Consider the following 15,156-nt stretch of genomic DNA (forward strand, 5'->3'; position numbering starts at 1 on the left):
TGTTATTATTCCAGAAGTCCATTCGCATAAGCGATTTACCGGTTCTCACCACCACCAGCTCTCTTAAAAATCGGTATATGTTACTAATCTTCTGTTAATTTGATTATCATACTATCAACTAATTTTTGATTTGGCAAGTATTAAAATTAATGTTTTTTTTAATAGATATAAAAATAGTCCGTAAACTATACTTACATCAACAAAGTTAGCTACGGACTTTAATAATTATTAATTTATTAATTACGCCCAACCACGGTAGCGTGATGCTTCTGCTGTACGTTTTAATCCAACGATATAAGCTGCTAGTCTCATGTCGATTTGGCGATTTTCATGGAGTTCATAAATTTCGTTAAAAGCTGAAACTAATTTTTCTTCCATTTTTTCGTTTACTTCTTCTTCAGTCCAGTAATAACCTTGGTTATTTTGAACCCATTCGAAATAAGATACAGTAACGCCACCTGCAGACGCAAGTACGTCCGGTACTATAAGTACGCCTCTATCAGTTAGAATGCGCGTCGCTTCTGTCGTTGTCGGTCCGTTTGCAGCTTCACATAAAATTTTAGCTTTAATCTTATCTGCATTAGCTTCTGTAATTTGATTCTCTATTGCTGCTGGAATAATAACATCACAGTCTAATTCGAATAGTTCAGAGTTTGATAGGACATCATCAAATAAGTTCGTCACCATACCAAAACTATCACGACGTTCTAAAAGATAGTCAATGTCTAAACCATCTGGGTCATGTAAGGCACCGTGTGCATCGGAAATTCCTACGATTTTCGCGCCTCTATCGAAGAGGAATTTAGATAAGAAACTCCCAGCGTTACCAAAGCCTTGAATGACAATGCGAATATCATCAATCTTCATATCACGTTTTTTCAGCGCTTCTTCAAGACACACAACAACACCTAGGGCTGTTGCTCTGTCACGTCCTTCTGATCCGCCTAAGACAAGTGGTTTACCTGTAATAAATCCAGGTGAATTAAACTGGTCAATCGCACTGTACTCGTCCATCATCCATGCCATGATTTGAGAGTTTGTAAATACGTCTGGCGCTGGAATATCTTTTGTCGGTCCAACAATTTGAGAAATCGCACGAACATATCCACGTGACAATCTTTCAACTTCATCCATACTCATCTCACGCGGATCACAGATGATACCGCCTTTACCTCCACCATAAGGTAGGTTAACAATACCTGCTTTTAAAGTCATCCACATTGATAATGCAGTTACTTCGTCTTCAGACACACCAGGGTGGAAACGGACCCCACCTTTTGTTGGTCCTACAGCATCGTTATGCTGTGCACGAAAACCAGTAAATACTTTAACTGAGCCATCGTCCATCTTAACAGGGATACGAACTTTTAATGAACGCATTGGCTCCTTGATTAATTGGTACATATCATCGTTATAACCAAGTTTATCTAACGCTTCTTTAATGACACTCTGTGTTGATTCAACTAAACTGATTTCTTCTGACATTTTATCCGCCTCTTTTTGTAACTGTTTTCATACAATTGTATTGTATCATAAAGAAATATTTTAGAAAGCATCTTCCGAGAAAACTTTTTTCACTTTTTCCACTGCCCAGTCTAAATCCTCTTTTGATACGACTAAAGGTGGCGCGAATCTAACGACAGTACCATGTGTTTCCTTACAAAGGACACCTTCATCTTTTAACAATTCACAAAAACGACGCGCTGACTTATTTAATTCTAAGCCTATAAATAGACCCTTACCTCTTAGGTCCACTATGGCTTCATGATCGATTTCCTTTAACTTGTTAAGCAGGTACTCACCGAGTTCCTGTGAACGCTCTGGCAATTTCTCATCAATTAAAACATTCAAGGCCGCTTGAGACACTCGTGCTGCCAGAGGGTTTCCTCCGAATGTAGAACCGTGTGACCCTTCATCAAGCACACCGAGGACTTCATCGTCACCGAGAACAACTGATACTGGTAAAACGCCACCGCCTAAAGCTTTTCCTAGAATATACATATCAGGTACAACTTCATCCCAGTCAGTCGCAAACATTTTACCTGCACGGCCAAGACCCGCTTGAATTTCATCGGATATGAATAAGACATTATTTCTATCACATATTTCTCTAACTTTCTTCAAGTAACCTGCAGGTGGAATATTAACGCCTGTCTCACCTTGGATTGGCTCGAGTATTACTGCTGCTGTATTATCAGTAATCGCATCTTCTAGTGCCTCTGGGTCACCATAATTAACGAGTACAAAACCTTCACCCTCAGGGCCGAAATCCTTTCGGTAAGCTGCTTCAGAAGACATGGACATTGGAATAAGCGTACGTCCGTGGAAGTTACTCTTCATCGCTATAACTTCTGCTTGATTTGATGCAACCCCTTTGACTTGATAAGCCCAACGTCTTGCCACTTTGATTGCAGATTCAACAGCCTCAGCCCCTGTATTCATCGGTAACACTCTGTTTTTACCTGATAATTGGCTAAGTTGCTCATACCATTCTCCCAAGCAATCTACATGGAAAGAACGTGAAGTTAAAGTCACCTTATCTGCTTGATCCTTAAGTGCTTGAATAATCTTAGGGTGACGATGCCCTTGGTTTACTGCAGAATAAGCGCTTAGCATATCTAAATACTTATTACCTTCAGGGTCTTTTACCCATGAACCTTCTGCCTCTGAAATTACTATCGGTAGTGGTTTATAAATATCTGTATCGTGTTTTTCTGTCGCCTTAATAATATCTTGTGTTTTTGTCATATTAATCCTCCTTAAATGTTTAAAATCTCTCATAATATACAGAATTTTTACATCTCTTATTTACATAATGAATGCGATTAACATATTTAGCAAGTTTTTTATTTACTCAGTTAAGTGCTTATAAAACAACGTTTGAAAACGTATACATTCCAACGATATTTTATACTTTACCAAACCATGTTAATAAACGAATTTATAAACAAACTGTGCATAAATATTCTAAAAATAAAAAGGACCTGCATAGCAGATCCTTAATATTACTTATTCGTTCATGCGGGCTAATGCATCGTTAATCCAACCTGGCATTCTCTCTTCAATAGATTGAAAGCCGTACGCTTCGGTATCTTTAATCTTCTCCAATACTGAACGCTTATCTCTTTTTTTCTCTTCGTTCTTAAAGTATTCATTTTCTTTCAACGATAAACTAATTTTTCCATTGTTATCGATGCTAACAATTTTCGCTTTAACAATCTGTCCTTTAGACAGGTATTGATTCACATCGTGAACATAATCGTTCATCACTTCAGAAATATGGATCAGACCATCGCGATTATCAGGAGTTTTGACAAAAGCACCGTACGACTGAATACCAGTAACTTTGACTTTTACGAACTGGCCAACTCGGTATTTTTTTGCCATGATATCCCTGCTTTTTCTGTATTAATCATAATCATCTTAACACAAGTATTTAAAACAACCAAAAAAACCGTGTAGAAATCTTAAATTTAAGATTTTTACACGGAACGCGCCACTTCCGAGTCTAATATCGCTCGAAGTCATATCATATGTAAGTCACTTCAATATTTTTAAGGCCGGAACTAGTTCTTGTTGTTTCTCTCCTGCTCTTCGTGTTCTAGTCTTTCAAGAACTTTTTCTTCAAACTCTTTCATTTTTTTCTCTTCATTACGAGAATATTTTTTGACGAGTTTATAGACGATAAAAGCCAAGAGCATAAATATTAAGAGCATTATTAGTGCAGGAATATATTCTGTTTTATCTTCAGGAAAATATAAGAATGGCATCATCTTTAAATCACTCACCTTCACATTGCTTAGTATATCAGAGTGATTTATTAAATAAAGACAATAATAATGACTAATTTGTGATAGTTTTTTCTACATTTTATTAACGCGCTAAATTAAAAAAGAAGACCTTAGTACGCCTTCATTATTGAAGAGCTATACTAAGATCTAAACTTTAAATACTTATATATTTTAAAAATCTACCTTACTCTGTGATTTCAATCGTTTCAATAACGACATCTTCTACAGGCTTATCTTGTCTTCCTGTTTCAACAGCTGCAATTTTTTCAATTACATCCATACCTTCAATAGCATGTCCAAAAACAGTGTGACGGTGGTCTAACCAAGGCGTCCCACCATTTAAACGGTAGCTTTCTATAATTTCAGCAGGATAACCTGCGCCTTCTAATTGAGATAGCATGTCTGATGGCACATCTTTTAATTGAACAATGAAGAACTGAGACCCATTTGTGTTCGGTCCAGCATTCGCCATAGATAATGCGCCGTATAAGTTGAATGCTTCCATTGAAAACTCATCTTCAAATGGTTGACCCCAAATACTTTCTCCACCCATGCCTGTACCAGTAGGGTCGCCACCTTGAATCATAAAGTCTTTGATTACTCTGTGGAATATTAATCCATCATAATAATTGTTTTTTGCATGAGTTACAAAGTTTTCTACTGTTTTAGGAGCGACATCGTTAAATAATTTTACAGTGATGTCACCCATATTTGTTTTGATAACAGCTTTTGTTTCACCTTCTAAAATTTCACTCGTTAACTGTGTGTACGCCATAAAAAGGCCTCCCAATAAAGTTTTATAAATTTCAATTACAGTGTATTAAAAATGAAATTATTTCACTTTCGTTTTTAAGCGTTTTTCTAATTCCACCCATATATACAGTATAAAGTACTTATTCATAATTTCAAACGGTATGCGTTTATTTTATATAATTATTATTGTATACTAAGTTAATATAATATCGTTTGAGGAGGATACACTTTGACATTTATACACATAGCTATATTTTTGCCTGTCATAGCAGCAATTGCGATTGCTATTATCTACAGGTATGTTAAAGATGTACATCTCGGCTGGTTTGTTCTACCTGTTCCTGCTGTGATTGCTGCATATTTATTTTCACTTATACCCACAGTGTCAACTGATGGACCAATTCATCAAAATTTAAACTTGATGCCAAGAATCGGTATGAATTTTGATGTATACATAGATGGACTTGGACTATTGTTCGCCATTTTAATTTCTGGTATAGGTGCACTAGTGGTTTTATATTCAATTGGTTATTTGTCAAAAGAAGAGAAGCTTGGCAATTTTTACGTCTACCTTCTTATTTTTATGACTGCCATGCTAGGAATTGTCTTAAATGACAATGTCTTAATGCTTTACTTCTTTTGGGAGCTAACGTCAATTTCCAGTTTCCTATTAATTGCATTCTGGTACACGAGAGATAAGTCAATATACGGGGCACAGAAGTCCATGTTGATTACTTTCTTTGGTGGATTTATGATGCTTGGTGGTTTTATTGTTCTGTATATTATTACAGGCACCTTCAGCATTAGAGAAATGATTGGCAATGTCGATCTAATAATCGATAGTAATCTCGCACCCTTTGCAGTTGTTTTAATCTTACTTGGTGCCTTTACTAAATCAGCTCAATTTCCATTTTATATCTGGTTACCAGATGCCATGGAAGCACCGACTCCAGTCAGTGCCTACCTCCACTCAGCAACCATGGTTAAAGCAGGTCTTTACCTTGTTGCTAGGTTTACACCAGTGTTTGCCTTTAGTGAGCTTTGGGTGTGGATCATATTACTCGGCGGACTGATTACACTGGTTTGGGCGTCGTTCAACGCTATCAAGCAAGATGATCTTAAAGGTGTGCTTGCCTTTTCTACAGTCTCTCAGCTCGGGCTTATAATGAGTTTACTCGGTGTGGGTGCACTTGCAGTAGCGACCGGTGCAAATGAGGAAATATTTACAGTCGCTGTCGTTGCAGCTGTTTTCCACATTATTAACCACGCAACTTTCAAAGGTTCTCTGTTTATGGTAGCGGGTATTCTCGACCATGAAACAGGTACACGTAGCATTAGAAAACTTGGTGGTCTATTAACACTCATGCCAATATCATTTACGATGACCTTGGTTACAGCACTTTCAATGGCTGGTATTCCACCATTTAACGGATTTTTATCGAAAGAGTTATTCCTAGAAGCGATGTTTGAGATTAGTCATGCAAACTTTAGCGCCTTAGCTGATTGGAGTGTACTATTCCCAATCCTAGGAATTGTAGGTAGTATCTTTACATTCGTTTATTCACTTAAACTCATTCATGGTGTCTTCTTTGGAGATAGAAGTTATGACACTCCAAAAGAACCACACGAAGCACCAGCTTTACTCTTAATTTCACCAATTATCTTATCTGCTTTAGTGATCATTTTCGGACTATTCCCAAATATCCTATCAGGTACGATTATTGACCCAGCAGCTATGAGTATTTTAGGTACAGATACTGCCTTAAACACACAAATTTCACATTGGCACGGTTTTAATAACCCGGCCTTATGGGCAACAGTCGCTATTATCGTCATCGGTGGTGTCATGTACATCTTTAGAAATAGCTGGATGTTCATATATGACTACCATAAAGAGCATTTCACTCTTAACTATTTATATGAGCAAGGACTACTGTATAGTCAACTCGGTTCTAAAAAAGCAACCGATGGTGTAATGACTGGTTTCTTTAGAGATTATATGGTTTATATCTTTGGATTCTTCGTTCTATTTAGTATCATTACAACATTCTTTACAGGTCTTCCAATCACATTCGATGACTTTGCAGATGTTGGTATCCAGGATATGGTTCTCGTGATCATTATCTTGATTTCTTTAGCTATCATTATGATGACGCGTTCACGCATGGTTTCAATCATCATGTTAGGTGCAATCGGCTTCTCTATGGCCTTATTCTTTGCCTTCTTTAGAGCACCGGATCTTGCCCTGACGCAGTTATCTATAGAAACAGTTACGACGACCTTATTCCTAGTATGTTTCTATCATTTACCGAAAAAGTCTAAGCATGAAGAAACGATTAAATTTAAATTCACTAACTTTATTATTTCAGTTGGTGTTGGTGCTGTCGTTATCCTCTTTGGATTATCAGCGTACTCAAACAGGTTGTTTGAATCTATCAGCCAATTCCACATTGAAAACGTTTATGAGCTCGCCGCTGGCGGTAACATGGTCAACGTTATTCTTGTTGACTTCCGTGGTTACGATACCCTCATGGAAACATTAGTATTTGGCATTGCCGGCATCGGTATATATGCATTAATGAAAGCAAAAGTAAAAGGAAAGGATGATAATAATGAAGAGCACGCTTAAGAGAGCTGGCTACAGTAAGGTCCAACGTCAGATGAACGATGTGTTCATTCAGTTTACGGGCAGAGTAATATTTTTAATCATATTACTCTTCTCAGTAAACATGTTCTTAGCTGGACACTATGAACCAGGCGGCGGCTTCGTCGGTGGTTTGCTCGCAGCTTCAGCAGTCATCCTTCTATTGATTGCTTTTGATTTCGAGACTGTAAGAAAAATGATTCCGATAAACTTTCAGTTAATCATCAGTATCGGTCTATTTCTAGCTATTGCTGTACCGACAGCCTTGTATTTCTTTGGAGTACCGTTCTTCACCCATCAACATACGTATATCGATGTTCCTATATTCGGGGAAGTAGCACTACACACAGCTGTCGCTTTTGATATTGGCGTATTTATGACAGTAGCTGGAACAGCACTGTTAATCGTTTCCCTAGTTGGGGGGATGGATGACTAATGGAACTTGTTACTATAATCTTGTCTGGCATATTAATTGCTAGTGCAACATATTTAATATTGTCTAAAAGTGTTTTAAGAATAATTATTGGTATATCAATTCTTTCACATGGTGTGCATTTAATGATTCTAACTATGGGTCAACTGAAACGGGGTAATGTTCCTGTACTCGATGACTCTGTCTCGACTTACACAGATCCACTCCCACAGGCCTTAATACTGACAGCCATTGTAATCTCATTTGCACTGACATCATTTAGTCTGATCTTGCTCTTAAGAAACTATAAAGAGCTCGGTACAGATAACACAGAAGATATGAAAGGAGTTCCTCATGGCGACTAACATTTTACCTATGCTCCCAATCATTCTTCCATTCTTTGCTGGTGTCATAATGTTGTTCATGGGCAAACGTCCTATTCCACACAGAATAGTCTCAGCAATTACCAGTGCCCTAATGGTTGGTATTAGCGCATATAGTATATATTATGTATACAAGAACGGTGCGATGGTGACCTTTATAAGTAATTGGTCCGCACCATTTGGAATCAGTGTTGTCTATGACATGGTCGCTGCTTTGTTAGTACTGACAACATCGATTATCTTATTTTTCACAGTTGTTTACTCTTTCCAGTCCATAGGCTATGAAAGAGAAAAATATTACTATTATCCCATGGTCATGTTCATGATCACAGGTATTATTGGTGCGTTTACGACAGGTGATATCTTCAATATGTTCGTCTTCTTTGAAGTATTCCTTTTAGCATCTTATGTACTTATTACACTCGGTAATAGAAAGATTCAATTGCAGGAAGGGTTTAAATATTTCGTTGTTAACGTTGTATCTTCAAACTTCTTCTTAATTGGTTTAGCTTATCTCTACTCAATCACTGGTTCATTGAATATGGCTGATATTCAGATAAAGCTATCCAATTATGATGGTAATTTAGCTGTCATGACCTTAGTTGCAGTAGTATTCATATTTGTTTTTGCAACAAAAGCAGGACTTTTCCCGCTTTATTTCTGGATGCCAGGTTCTTATAATGCACCACCGATTCCTATCATTGCTTTATTTGGTGCACTATTAACTAAAGTTGGTATTTATGCCATTGCTAGAACATTTTCACTGTTCTTCCAACACGATGTCGGTTATACCCATCAAGTGCTACTATTACTTGCCTTGTTGACCATCATCGTAGGTTGTATTGGTGCTTTAGCTTACACTGATATGAAAATGGTCATCATCTACAACATTATGATTGCCGTCGGTGTTATCGTTGTTGGCTTTGCTATGATGGATGAAGTTGGATCAATCGGTGCGATGTATTATCTAATACACGATATGATCATTAAGGGCGCCCTGTTCTTACTTGTTGGTTTCATCATCTACAGAACTGGTAAGAATAATTCAGAAGATATAGGTGGTTTAATTAATAGTCACCCAGTTGTTGGTTGGACATTCTTTATTGCTGCCCTATCACTTGCTGGTGTGCCGCCCTTACCAGGCTTTTACGGTAAGTTGTTCATCGTAGAGTCAGCTTTCCTTAACGACCACGTTATTGCAGCAATTATCGTCTTATTATCAAGTCTGATTGTCCTATTTAGCATTATGAAGTTATTCATCAATGTATTCTTTAGAGAACCAAGAGAAGGTCTTGAGCTTAGAGATATTAAATCAGATAAACTACTCTTCTCAGCAGTCGGACTTGTAGTCGTTTCAATCGTGTTTGGTTTATCAGCAGATTTTCTTTACCCAGTATTTGAAATGGCTGCCGAATCATTCTTCGATCCGTCATCATATTCTAACTACTTGATGGAGGTGGAATAAATGTCATTTCAACTATTAGTAAACATCATTTTAGCTTTTCTATGGATGTTCATGAATGCTGACATGTCTGTTGGAACCTTTGTCACTGGTTACTTAATCGGCTTGGTTGCAGTATACTTATTTAGAAACTTCTTACCAGGTAGATTCTACTTACGCCGTTTGTACTTAATGATTAAACTACTGTTTATCTTTATAATAGAACTTGTCAAAGCGAATATTGATGTTGTAAAAATTGTGATGTCACCAAAAATTGACATCCATCCCGGTTTCTATGCCTATCCGAGCGATTTAGAAGAAGAATGGGAAGTTGCTTTACTTTCGACATTAATTACCTTAACTCCAGGTACAGTCGTTGTTGCGATATCAGATGACTACTCCATTATTTACATTCACGGCCTAGATATGGATGATGCTGATGAAGAAATTGATAACATTAAAGCTGCTTTTGAAAATGTTATAAAAGAGGTGGCTCAACCATGACATCATTTGTATATATTATCGTAATCTTTTCAATTATCGTATTTGCTATCACCATGCTTGGTATGTTGTACAGAACAATTAAAGGACCAACACTACATGATAGAGTCGTCACGCTCGATGCATTTGGGGTAACCTTGATGGGAATGATTGGTCTATTATCCATCGTCTTAGAAACAACCTATCTCTTACCAATAATTATGCTAATCGGAATGGTTGGTTTTATCGGTACAGTTGGCTTTGCTAAATTCCTAGAGAAAGGTGTGATCATCGAAAATGATAGAGATAATAATAGTTAGTCTCATTACAATCTTTCTAATCGGTGGTGCCTTTTTCACAGCAGTAGCAGCCATTGGCATGATTCGTTTACCTGATACCTATACTAGAATCCATGCCGCTTCGAAAAGCTCGACACTAGGTGTCGGTATGACATTGATAGGGGTATTTATCTACTTTGCTTATTATCAAGCAGAAATCGAAACCCAACTGATATTAGCGATTATATTCATCTTCATATCTGCACCTGTTGGTGCCCATATGATTGCCAGAAGTGCCTTTCACTCCGATGTTGAACCTTATAAACTCACCATTCTCAATGAATTGAAACGTGATGAAACAGGTTCCGAAATCGAAACAGAAGAGCATGTCAGACTGAAAATCGAACGCAGTAAAGACAAAGAACTCGATGATTAAATGATATACCTGTATAACATCTTTACATATGTTATACAGGTTTTTTTATTTACCAGATAGATTGGTCGGGGCTCATTTACCGGTAAACACAAAATACAGGCAGATGCCCTGGCTCATTGTCCAGTAAACACAAAATACAGGCAGATGCCCTGGCTCATTGTCCAGTAAACACAAAAAAATAACTCCTTAGCTGTATCTATACAGCTAAGGAGTTATTTCAATCTTACGTTTTATTTTTGTCTTACTGCCATGGTACATCTAGAAACTGCAACTAAATCATCTGCATCATCTGTAATATCAATTTCCCAAACCTGCGATGATTTACCTGCATGTCTCAACACTGCTTTAGCAATTAAAGTGCCTTGTCTCTTTGCTTTTAAGTGATTAATATTAAGCTCCATTCCGAATGCAATTTGATTATCTTCAATTTGATGACTGGCACCTATACTGGCAGCAGTTTCTGCAAGAACGGCATTAATTCCTCCATGGACAAAACCAAATGGTTGTAGTGCATCTGATGTAATTTCCATATCGATACTACATGTCCCGTCATCTACTTCTAAGACATTGATGCCAAGAAGTTCAATCAATCCTCTACTCATATAGTGTCCCTGACTCAATTAAATCAACAATTGTTCTAATCATTACACCAGTTGAACCTTTTTTTCCAAATGGTGTCACACTAGTACTATTACTTGAACCTGCAATATCAAAGTGAATCCATGGTGTGTTTTCAGTGAATTCTTTAATGAAGGCAGCAGCAAATGATGCGCCGCCTGGTTTAAAGTCGGCATTGATTAAATCAGCTATATCTGACTTTCTCACACGTTTTTCTTCATGCTCTGAAAGTGGTAATTGCCATACATCTTCACCTGTGACTTTACTACTGATTAACAAGTTATTCATCACTTTTCTATCGACATCCGTAAATATTCCTGTACGATATTCACCTATCGCTTGGACAACGGCACCTGTTAAAGTTGCAAAGTCCATCATTACTTTTGGCTTATACTCTTTTGCGGCATAATAAACAGCATCAGCTAGTACTAAGCGACCTTCTGCATCTGTATTTGAAACCTCTACAGTTTTACCTGATAAAGATTGATACACATCGTCAGGACGCATGCCATTACCATCTACCATGTTTTCTGCTAACGCAAGTACTGCGACAACATGTACTGGTAAATCGAGTTTGGATACAGCTTCAATCATCCCCACTACATTTGCAGAACCACTCATATCGTATTTCATTGAACGCATGCCATTACGACTCTTCAATGAATAACCGCCACTGTCATAAGTAATCCCCTTACCGACTAATACTATTGGTGCATCAAATTTTGCATCCGGGTGCTTATATTCAATCGTGACAAGACGAGGTTTTCTTTGTGAAGCTTTACCTACTGCTGTCAATAAGCCAAAACCTTCTTGGGTTAAGGTGTCAAAATCTTTTACCTCACCCTTAACATGCGGGTGATTTTTAAAGTTATCAGCTAAATAATCCGCATAACTTTCTGGATATAGTAAATTCGGTGGCATCGTCGCAAAGTTTCTAGCTAGGTTAATACTAGAACCCACTTTCTCACCATGTTCGAAGTATTTAGTGACATCGTGTTCTGTAACAAGTGTGAGCGTTAAACCTTCACTGAACTGTTGTTTACTGTCTGAAGTATAGCCGACTGGTTCGTAGGTACTTACCTTTGCCATTAATCCGATAGCATCTGCAACTTCAGCAGCTTCGAAAGCGAATGTGTCCAAAATAATTTGAGCCTTATTATCCTTTTCTTTTTCCATGAACTGAAATACATTACCAAGTGCTTCCTGGACTTTTAGCACCGTCAATTGACTAGCATCACCGAGTCCAACTGCAACAACTTTTCTGTATTCTCTTTGAATTGTTACGCCTGTCGTTGTTACCTTATTCAACTTAGTTGATAGCACATTCGATGTGATAATTTCCTTAGTTAATCCGTTTAACAAAGTATCGAGTTCTGCAAAATTTTTCATTTCTTCAACATTTTCTGGTAAACCAATGACAATTACTGAATCATCAGCCACATAACTCTCTTCAAATTTCACTTTCATAAAAAGATCCCCCTAGAACATTTGATAACCTGCTTTTCTTAAATAACGAATCGTCATCCCTGCAAGTATGATGCCGATTAAGCCTGAACCTAAGATGATGATATCGTAAATAGAGATGCCAATAATATTACTCCAAAGCGTATTAAACGATTCTCCCGGACTACTTATGTAATCAAATAATGAAACTCTACCTATAATCCAAAGAACAATTACAGGATAAACAACCGCCATAATCCATGTCATTTTTAAAATCATGTTCAGTATAAAACTAATTCCGTAAAATAAAACGAAATATAGTAATACAGATATAAATAACTGAACGACATTCATTGCCATATATGTTTCCTCCAAAAAAATAAGCATGGGCATTATATATACCCATGCATAATGCTAACTTTTAACTTACATGAATTTACCTTTAGTCGCAGCCAGTGCAAGGCCACCGATTTTGAACACTGCACGTGTGTCGATGACTTTCTTCATGAAAGCAGCTGGTTTACCTTTAATTTCTTTACCCATAACAACACCGATACCATCTTTAGAACCTAAAGAACATACAGTACCTTTGTCATCGTATACAAACGGTTCTTTCTTATCACCATCTAAACTCAATTTAATGTTCTTAGCAGTGTGTTCACCTAATTGCATTGCGATTTGAGCTGTTGTTGGGTAAGGACGTGCATCCTTACCTGTGCCGTTCATTACCGCTGCAACGTCACCGATTGCATAAATATTGTCATATCCATCTATAGTTAAATCGTTATTAACTACAATTCTTCCACGTTTCACACCTTCAAACGATTCTTCCATTAATTTAGAACCACGTACACCTGCAGTCCAGATTACGCTTGAAGCTTCAATTTGCTGTTCTTGATCATTCACTTTAACAACAAAACCTTTATCATTAGCAGCAACAATCGCTGTACCAAGCATGAATTCAACACCACGTTTTTCTAAGAAGTCAACTGCGTGCTGAGTTAACTCATCAGAGAACATTGGTAACATTGTAGGCATTGCCTCAACACAAGTAATCTTGACATCATTGTAATCTATACCGTGTGCTTTACATAATTCAGGTAGAGTTTCGACAAGTTCACCTAAGAATTCAACGCCAGTAAATCCAGCACCACCCACTAAGATAGCGAGGTCTCTCTTATCTTGACTCGTCTTATAGTTGATGAAGTTTTTCTCAATTTCTTCACGAGCTTTTACTGCAGATTGAGGACTGACGATAGTTTCAGCATATTCATCCATGCCTTCAATACCAAATGACTCACTTTCAAAGCCAAGTGATACAACTAAAATATCAAAGTCAAATTCACCTTGGTTCGTTTGAACAACTTTGTTATCACGATCAATCTTAGTCACTTCTGCAGGCACAAAACGTACTTTCATATTATCAACAACTTTAGCAATCGGATAAACTCCGTCTTCCCAGTTCATTGATCCCGCTGCTGTTTCATGCAACCAAGTTGATTCATAATGATATTCATTTTTGTTGATTAATGTGATATCAGCTTCTTGTACACTGAGTAGTTTTTGTAGTTTAGTTACAGTTGATAATCCAGCGTAGCCCGCACCAAGTACGAGAATTTTTTTTCTTTCAAAACTCATTTTTATTTTCCTTCCTACAAGCGTAATTTGTTGTGCAAGAATTATTTATATATATCATGCATACCAGTTACAATATTAGCACTATACCGCAATAATTCAAGCGTTTTCCTTGATTTTAGCAGTCTGCTGGCGCACCCGCATTCGTCTTCGTTCTAAAGGAAGATCCGCAGCCACAAGACAAGCTCGCATTTGGATTTTCAATCGTAAATCCGCCGCCGACTAACGATTGTTTAAAGTCGATTACGGTACCATCTACAACAGGTAAATCGAATTTATCTACAAGCATTTTCACACCGTAGTATTCGTATACTTCATCTCTTTCTCCTATATTCGTTTCAGCAGCCATTCCATAAGTAAGCCCTGTACAACCACCACCCTGTACTTTAAAACGGAGGTAGCCGTCAGCCATATCATTAGCTTCTAGCATATCTTTAACTTCATATGCCGCACTCTCAGTCAATGTTACTGTGGACATAAAATCACTCCTCTTTAAATACTATTACCACAAGTTTTTATAATTTAATTATACTACAGTCATTTTAGCTACACCAATCAACCGTTTATAATTATAGATCTCTATTATTCTTCTCTATTCTTTTATATGCCTTTTCTAACAACTGCTCTTTAGTTTTAGCAGAGACAATCTCTCCATCTATCAAAACAAAGAATGTCTTAGAACATAAGCCGCAATTGTTTGTGCACTCATAATCCACCACATCAATTGCAAGATCCTGGTCTAAAGCACGATAAACATCCTCAGTTCCTTTTTGCATATTTGCATTACAAAATTCTGCTATTGTAAACATAAAAACACCTCACCATACAATAAAAAAACTGGA

Annotated in this window: 18 protein-coding genes; 7 read left to right on the plus strand and 11 right to left on the minus strand. The window is 37.3% G+C overall.

What is annotated here, in order from left to right; translation table 11 throughout:
- Positions 1-240: 240 nt before the first annotated feature.
- From JEM45_RS04780 to JEM45_RS04800, 5 genes are all read right to left on the minus strand, one after another.
- Positions 241-1,485: a Glu/Leu/Phe/Val family dehydrogenase gene (locus JEM45_RS04780; RefSeq protein ID WP_026867380.1), complete on the minus strand. Its 1,245-nt coding sequence runs from the start codon at positions 1,483-1,485 to the stop codon at positions 241-243.
- Positions 1,486-1,545: 60 nt separating this feature from the next.
- Entirely contained in the window at positions 1,546-2,748 is a 1,203-nt protein-coding gene (locus JEM45_RS04785) for an ornithine--oxo-acid transaminase (protein WP_198687914.1), read from the minus strand.
- A 261-nt stretch (positions 2,749-3,009) separates the two neighbouring features.
- Positions 3,010-3,387, minus strand: coding sequence for a S1 domain-containing post-transcriptional regulator Ygs (gene ygs / locus JEM45_RS04790; RefSeq protein ID WP_166627222.1), 378 nt, complete (start codon positions 3,385-3,387; stop codon positions 3,010-3,012).
- 179 nt (positions 3,388-3,566) lie between these two features.
- Positions 3,567-3,788 (minus strand): hypothetical protein, encoded by a 222-nt coding sequence (locus tag JEM45_RS04795; RefSeq protein ID WP_370545408.1) that lies wholly within the window; start codon positions 3,786-3,788, stop codon positions 3,567-3,569.
- Positions 3,789-3,975: 187 nt separating this feature from the next.
- Positions 3,976-4,566, minus strand: coding sequence for a peptidylprolyl isomerase (locus tag JEM45_RS04800; protein WP_026867376.1), 591 nt, complete (start codon positions 4,564-4,566; stop codon positions 3,976-3,978).
- 207 nt (positions 4,567-4,773) lie between these two features.
- On the opposite strand from JEM45_RS04800, the gene JEM45_RS04805 reads away from it, so the two are divergent.
- Genes JEM45_RS04805 through mnhG form a run of 7 tightly spaced genes read left to right on the plus strand, consistent with a single transcriptional unit; the run spans position 4,774 to position 10,618 of the window.
- Positions 4,774-7,173, plus strand: coding sequence for a Na+/H+ antiporter subunit A (locus JEM45_RS04805; protein WP_198687915.1), 2,400 nt, complete (start codon positions 4,774-4,776; stop codon positions 7,171-7,173).
- A complete protein-coding gene (locus JEM45_RS04810; RefSeq protein WP_198687916.1) occupies positions 7,157-7,624 on the plus strand; it encodes a Na(+)/H(+) antiporter subunit B in 468 nt (155 codons plus the stop codon). The genes JEM45_RS04805 and JEM45_RS04810 overlap by 17 nt, the downstream gene beginning before the upstream one ends.
- A complete protein-coding gene (locus tag JEM45_RS04815; protein ID WP_026867373.1) occupies positions 7,624-7,965 on the plus strand; it encodes a Na(+)/H(+) antiporter subunit C in 342 nt (113 codons plus the stop codon). The genes JEM45_RS04810 and JEM45_RS04815 overlap by 1 nt, the downstream gene beginning before the upstream one ends.
- Complete coding sequence (locus JEM45_RS04820; RefSeq protein ID WP_026867372.1) at positions 7,955-9,448, plus strand: Na+/H+ antiporter subunit D; 1,494 nt, start codon at positions 7,955-7,957, stop codon at positions 9,446-9,448. Before JEM45_RS04815 ends, JEM45_RS04820 begins: the two co-directional genes overlap by 11 nt.
- On the plus strand, positions 9,449-9,928 hold the full coding sequence (locus tag JEM45_RS04825) for a Na+/H+ antiporter subunit E (RefSeq protein WP_026867371.1): 480 nt from the start codon (positions 9,449-9,451) through the stop codon (positions 9,926-9,928).
- Entirely contained in the window at positions 9,925-10,224 is a 300-nt protein-coding gene (locus tag JEM45_RS04830; protein WP_026867370.1) for a Na(+)/H(+) antiporter subunit F1, read from the plus strand. The genes JEM45_RS04825 and JEM45_RS04830 overlap by 4 nt, the downstream gene beginning before the upstream one ends.
- Entirely contained in the window at positions 10,202-10,618 is a 417-nt protein-coding gene (mnhG, locus tag JEM45_RS04835; protein WP_198687917.1) for a monovalent cation/H(+) antiporter subunit G, read from the plus strand. Before JEM45_RS04830 ends, mnhG begins: the two co-directional genes overlap by 23 nt.
- A 230-nt stretch (positions 10,619-10,848) precedes the next feature.
- On the opposite strand, the gene JEM45_RS04840 is transcribed toward mnhG, so the two are convergent.
- From JEM45_RS04840 to JEM45_RS04865, 6 genes are all read right to left on the minus strand, one after another.
- The gene (locus JEM45_RS04840; protein WP_198687918.1) at positions 10,849-11,220 is read right to left on the minus strand and encodes a PaaI family thioesterase; all 372 of its coding nucleotides are present in this window, start codon (positions 11,218-11,220) and stop codon (positions 10,849-10,851) included.
- On the minus strand, positions 11,213-12,703 hold the full coding sequence (locus JEM45_RS04845) for a leucyl aminopeptidase (RefSeq protein ID WP_026867367.1): 1,491 nt from the start codon (positions 12,701-12,703) through the stop codon (positions 11,213-11,215). The genes JEM45_RS04840 and JEM45_RS04845 overlap by 8 nt, the downstream gene beginning before the upstream one ends.
- Positions 12,704-12,715: 12 nt before the next feature.
- Positions 12,716-13,039, minus strand: a complete 324-nt coding sequence (locus JEM45_RS04850) for a YuiB family protein (RefSeq protein ID WP_035857152.1) — start codon at positions 13,037-13,039, stop codon at positions 12,716-12,718.
- Between the two features lie 66 nt (positions 13,040-13,105).
- Positions 13,106-14,317 carry an NAD(P)/FAD-dependent oxidoreductase gene (locus JEM45_RS04855; RefSeq protein WP_026867365.1) on the minus strand — a complete coding sequence of 404 codons (1,212 nt, stop codon included), beginning with the start codon at positions 14,315-14,317 and terminating at the stop codon, positions 13,106-13,108.
- Positions 14,318-14,432: 115 nt separating this feature from the next.
- Complete coding sequence (locus JEM45_RS04860) at positions 14,433-14,792, minus strand: HesB/IscA family protein (RefSeq protein ID WP_198687919.1); 360 nt, start codon at positions 14,790-14,792, stop codon at positions 14,433-14,435.
- Between the two features lie 91 nt (positions 14,793-14,883).
- A complete protein-coding gene (locus JEM45_RS04865) occupies positions 14,884-15,123 on the minus strand; it encodes a DUF1450 domain-containing protein (protein ID WP_026867363.1) in 240 nt (79 codons plus the stop codon).
- Between the last annotated feature and the right edge of the window lie 33 nt (positions 15,124-15,156).

Source organism: Jeotgalicoccus sp. ATCC 8456, from assembly GCF_016313225.1.
GTDB lineage: Bacteria > Bacillota > Bacilli > Staphylococcales > Salinicoccaceae > Jeotgalicoccus > Jeotgalicoccus marinus.

Coding starts and splice junctions, on each gene's coding strand:
- JEM45_RS04780 (WP_026867380.1), bottom strand. CDS start 1,485: ATGTCAGAAGAAATCAGTTTAGTTGAATCAACACAGAGTGTCATTAAA.
- JEM45_RS04785 (WP_198687914.1), bottom strand. CDS start 2,748: ATGACAAAAACACAAGATATTATTAAGGCGACAGAAAAACACGATACA.
- ygs (WP_166627222.1), bottom strand. CDS start 3,387: ATGGCAAAAAAATACCGAGTTGGCCAGTTCGTAAAAGTCAAAGTTACT.
- JEM45_RS04800 (WP_026867376.1), bottom strand. CDS start 4,566: ATGGCGTACACACAGTTAACGAGTGAAATTTTAGAAGGTGAAACAAAA.
- JEM45_RS04810 (WP_198687916.1), top strand. CDS start 7,157: ATGAAGAGCACGCTTAAGAGAGCTGGCTACAGTAAGGTCCAACGTCAG.
- JEM45_RS04815 (WP_026867373.1), top strand. CDS start 7,624: ATGGAACTTGTTACTATAATCTTGTCTGGCATATTAATTGCTAGTGCA.
- JEM45_RS04820 (WP_026867372.1), top strand. CDS start 7,955: ATGGCGACTAACATTTTACCTATGCTCCCAATCATTCTTCCATTCTTT.
- JEM45_RS04825 (WP_026867371.1), top strand. CDS start 9,449: ATGTCATTTCAACTATTAGTAAACATCATTTTAGCTTTTCTATGGATG.
- JEM45_RS04830 (WP_026867370.1), top strand. CDS start 9,925: ATGACATCATTTGTATATATTATCGTAATCTTTTCAATTATCGTATTT.
- mnhG (WP_198687917.1), top strand. CDS start 10,202: ATGATAGAGATAATAATAGTTAGTCTCATTACAATCTTTCTAATCGGT.
- JEM45_RS04840 (WP_198687918.1), bottom strand. CDS start 11,220: ATGAGTAGAGGATTGATTGAACTTCTTGGCATCAATGTCTTAGAAGTA.
- JEM45_RS04845 (WP_026867367.1), bottom strand. CDS start 12,703: ATGAAAGTGAAATTTGAAGAGAGTTATGTGGCTGATGATTCAGTAATT.
- JEM45_RS04850 (WP_035857152.1), bottom strand. CDS start 13,039: ATGGCAATGAATGTCGTTCAGTTATTTATATCTGTATTACTATATTTC.
- JEM45_RS04855 (WP_026867365.1), bottom strand. CDS start 14,317: ATGAGTTTTGAAAGAAAAAAAATTCTCGTACTTGGTGCGGGCTACGCT.
- JEM45_RS04860 (WP_198687919.1), bottom strand. CDS start 14,792: ATGTCCACAGTAACATTGACTGAGAGTGCGGCATATGAAGTTAAAGAT.
- JEM45_RS04865 (WP_026867363.1), bottom strand. CDS start 15,123: ATGTTTACAATAGCAGAATTTTGTAATGCAAATATGCAAAAAGGAACT.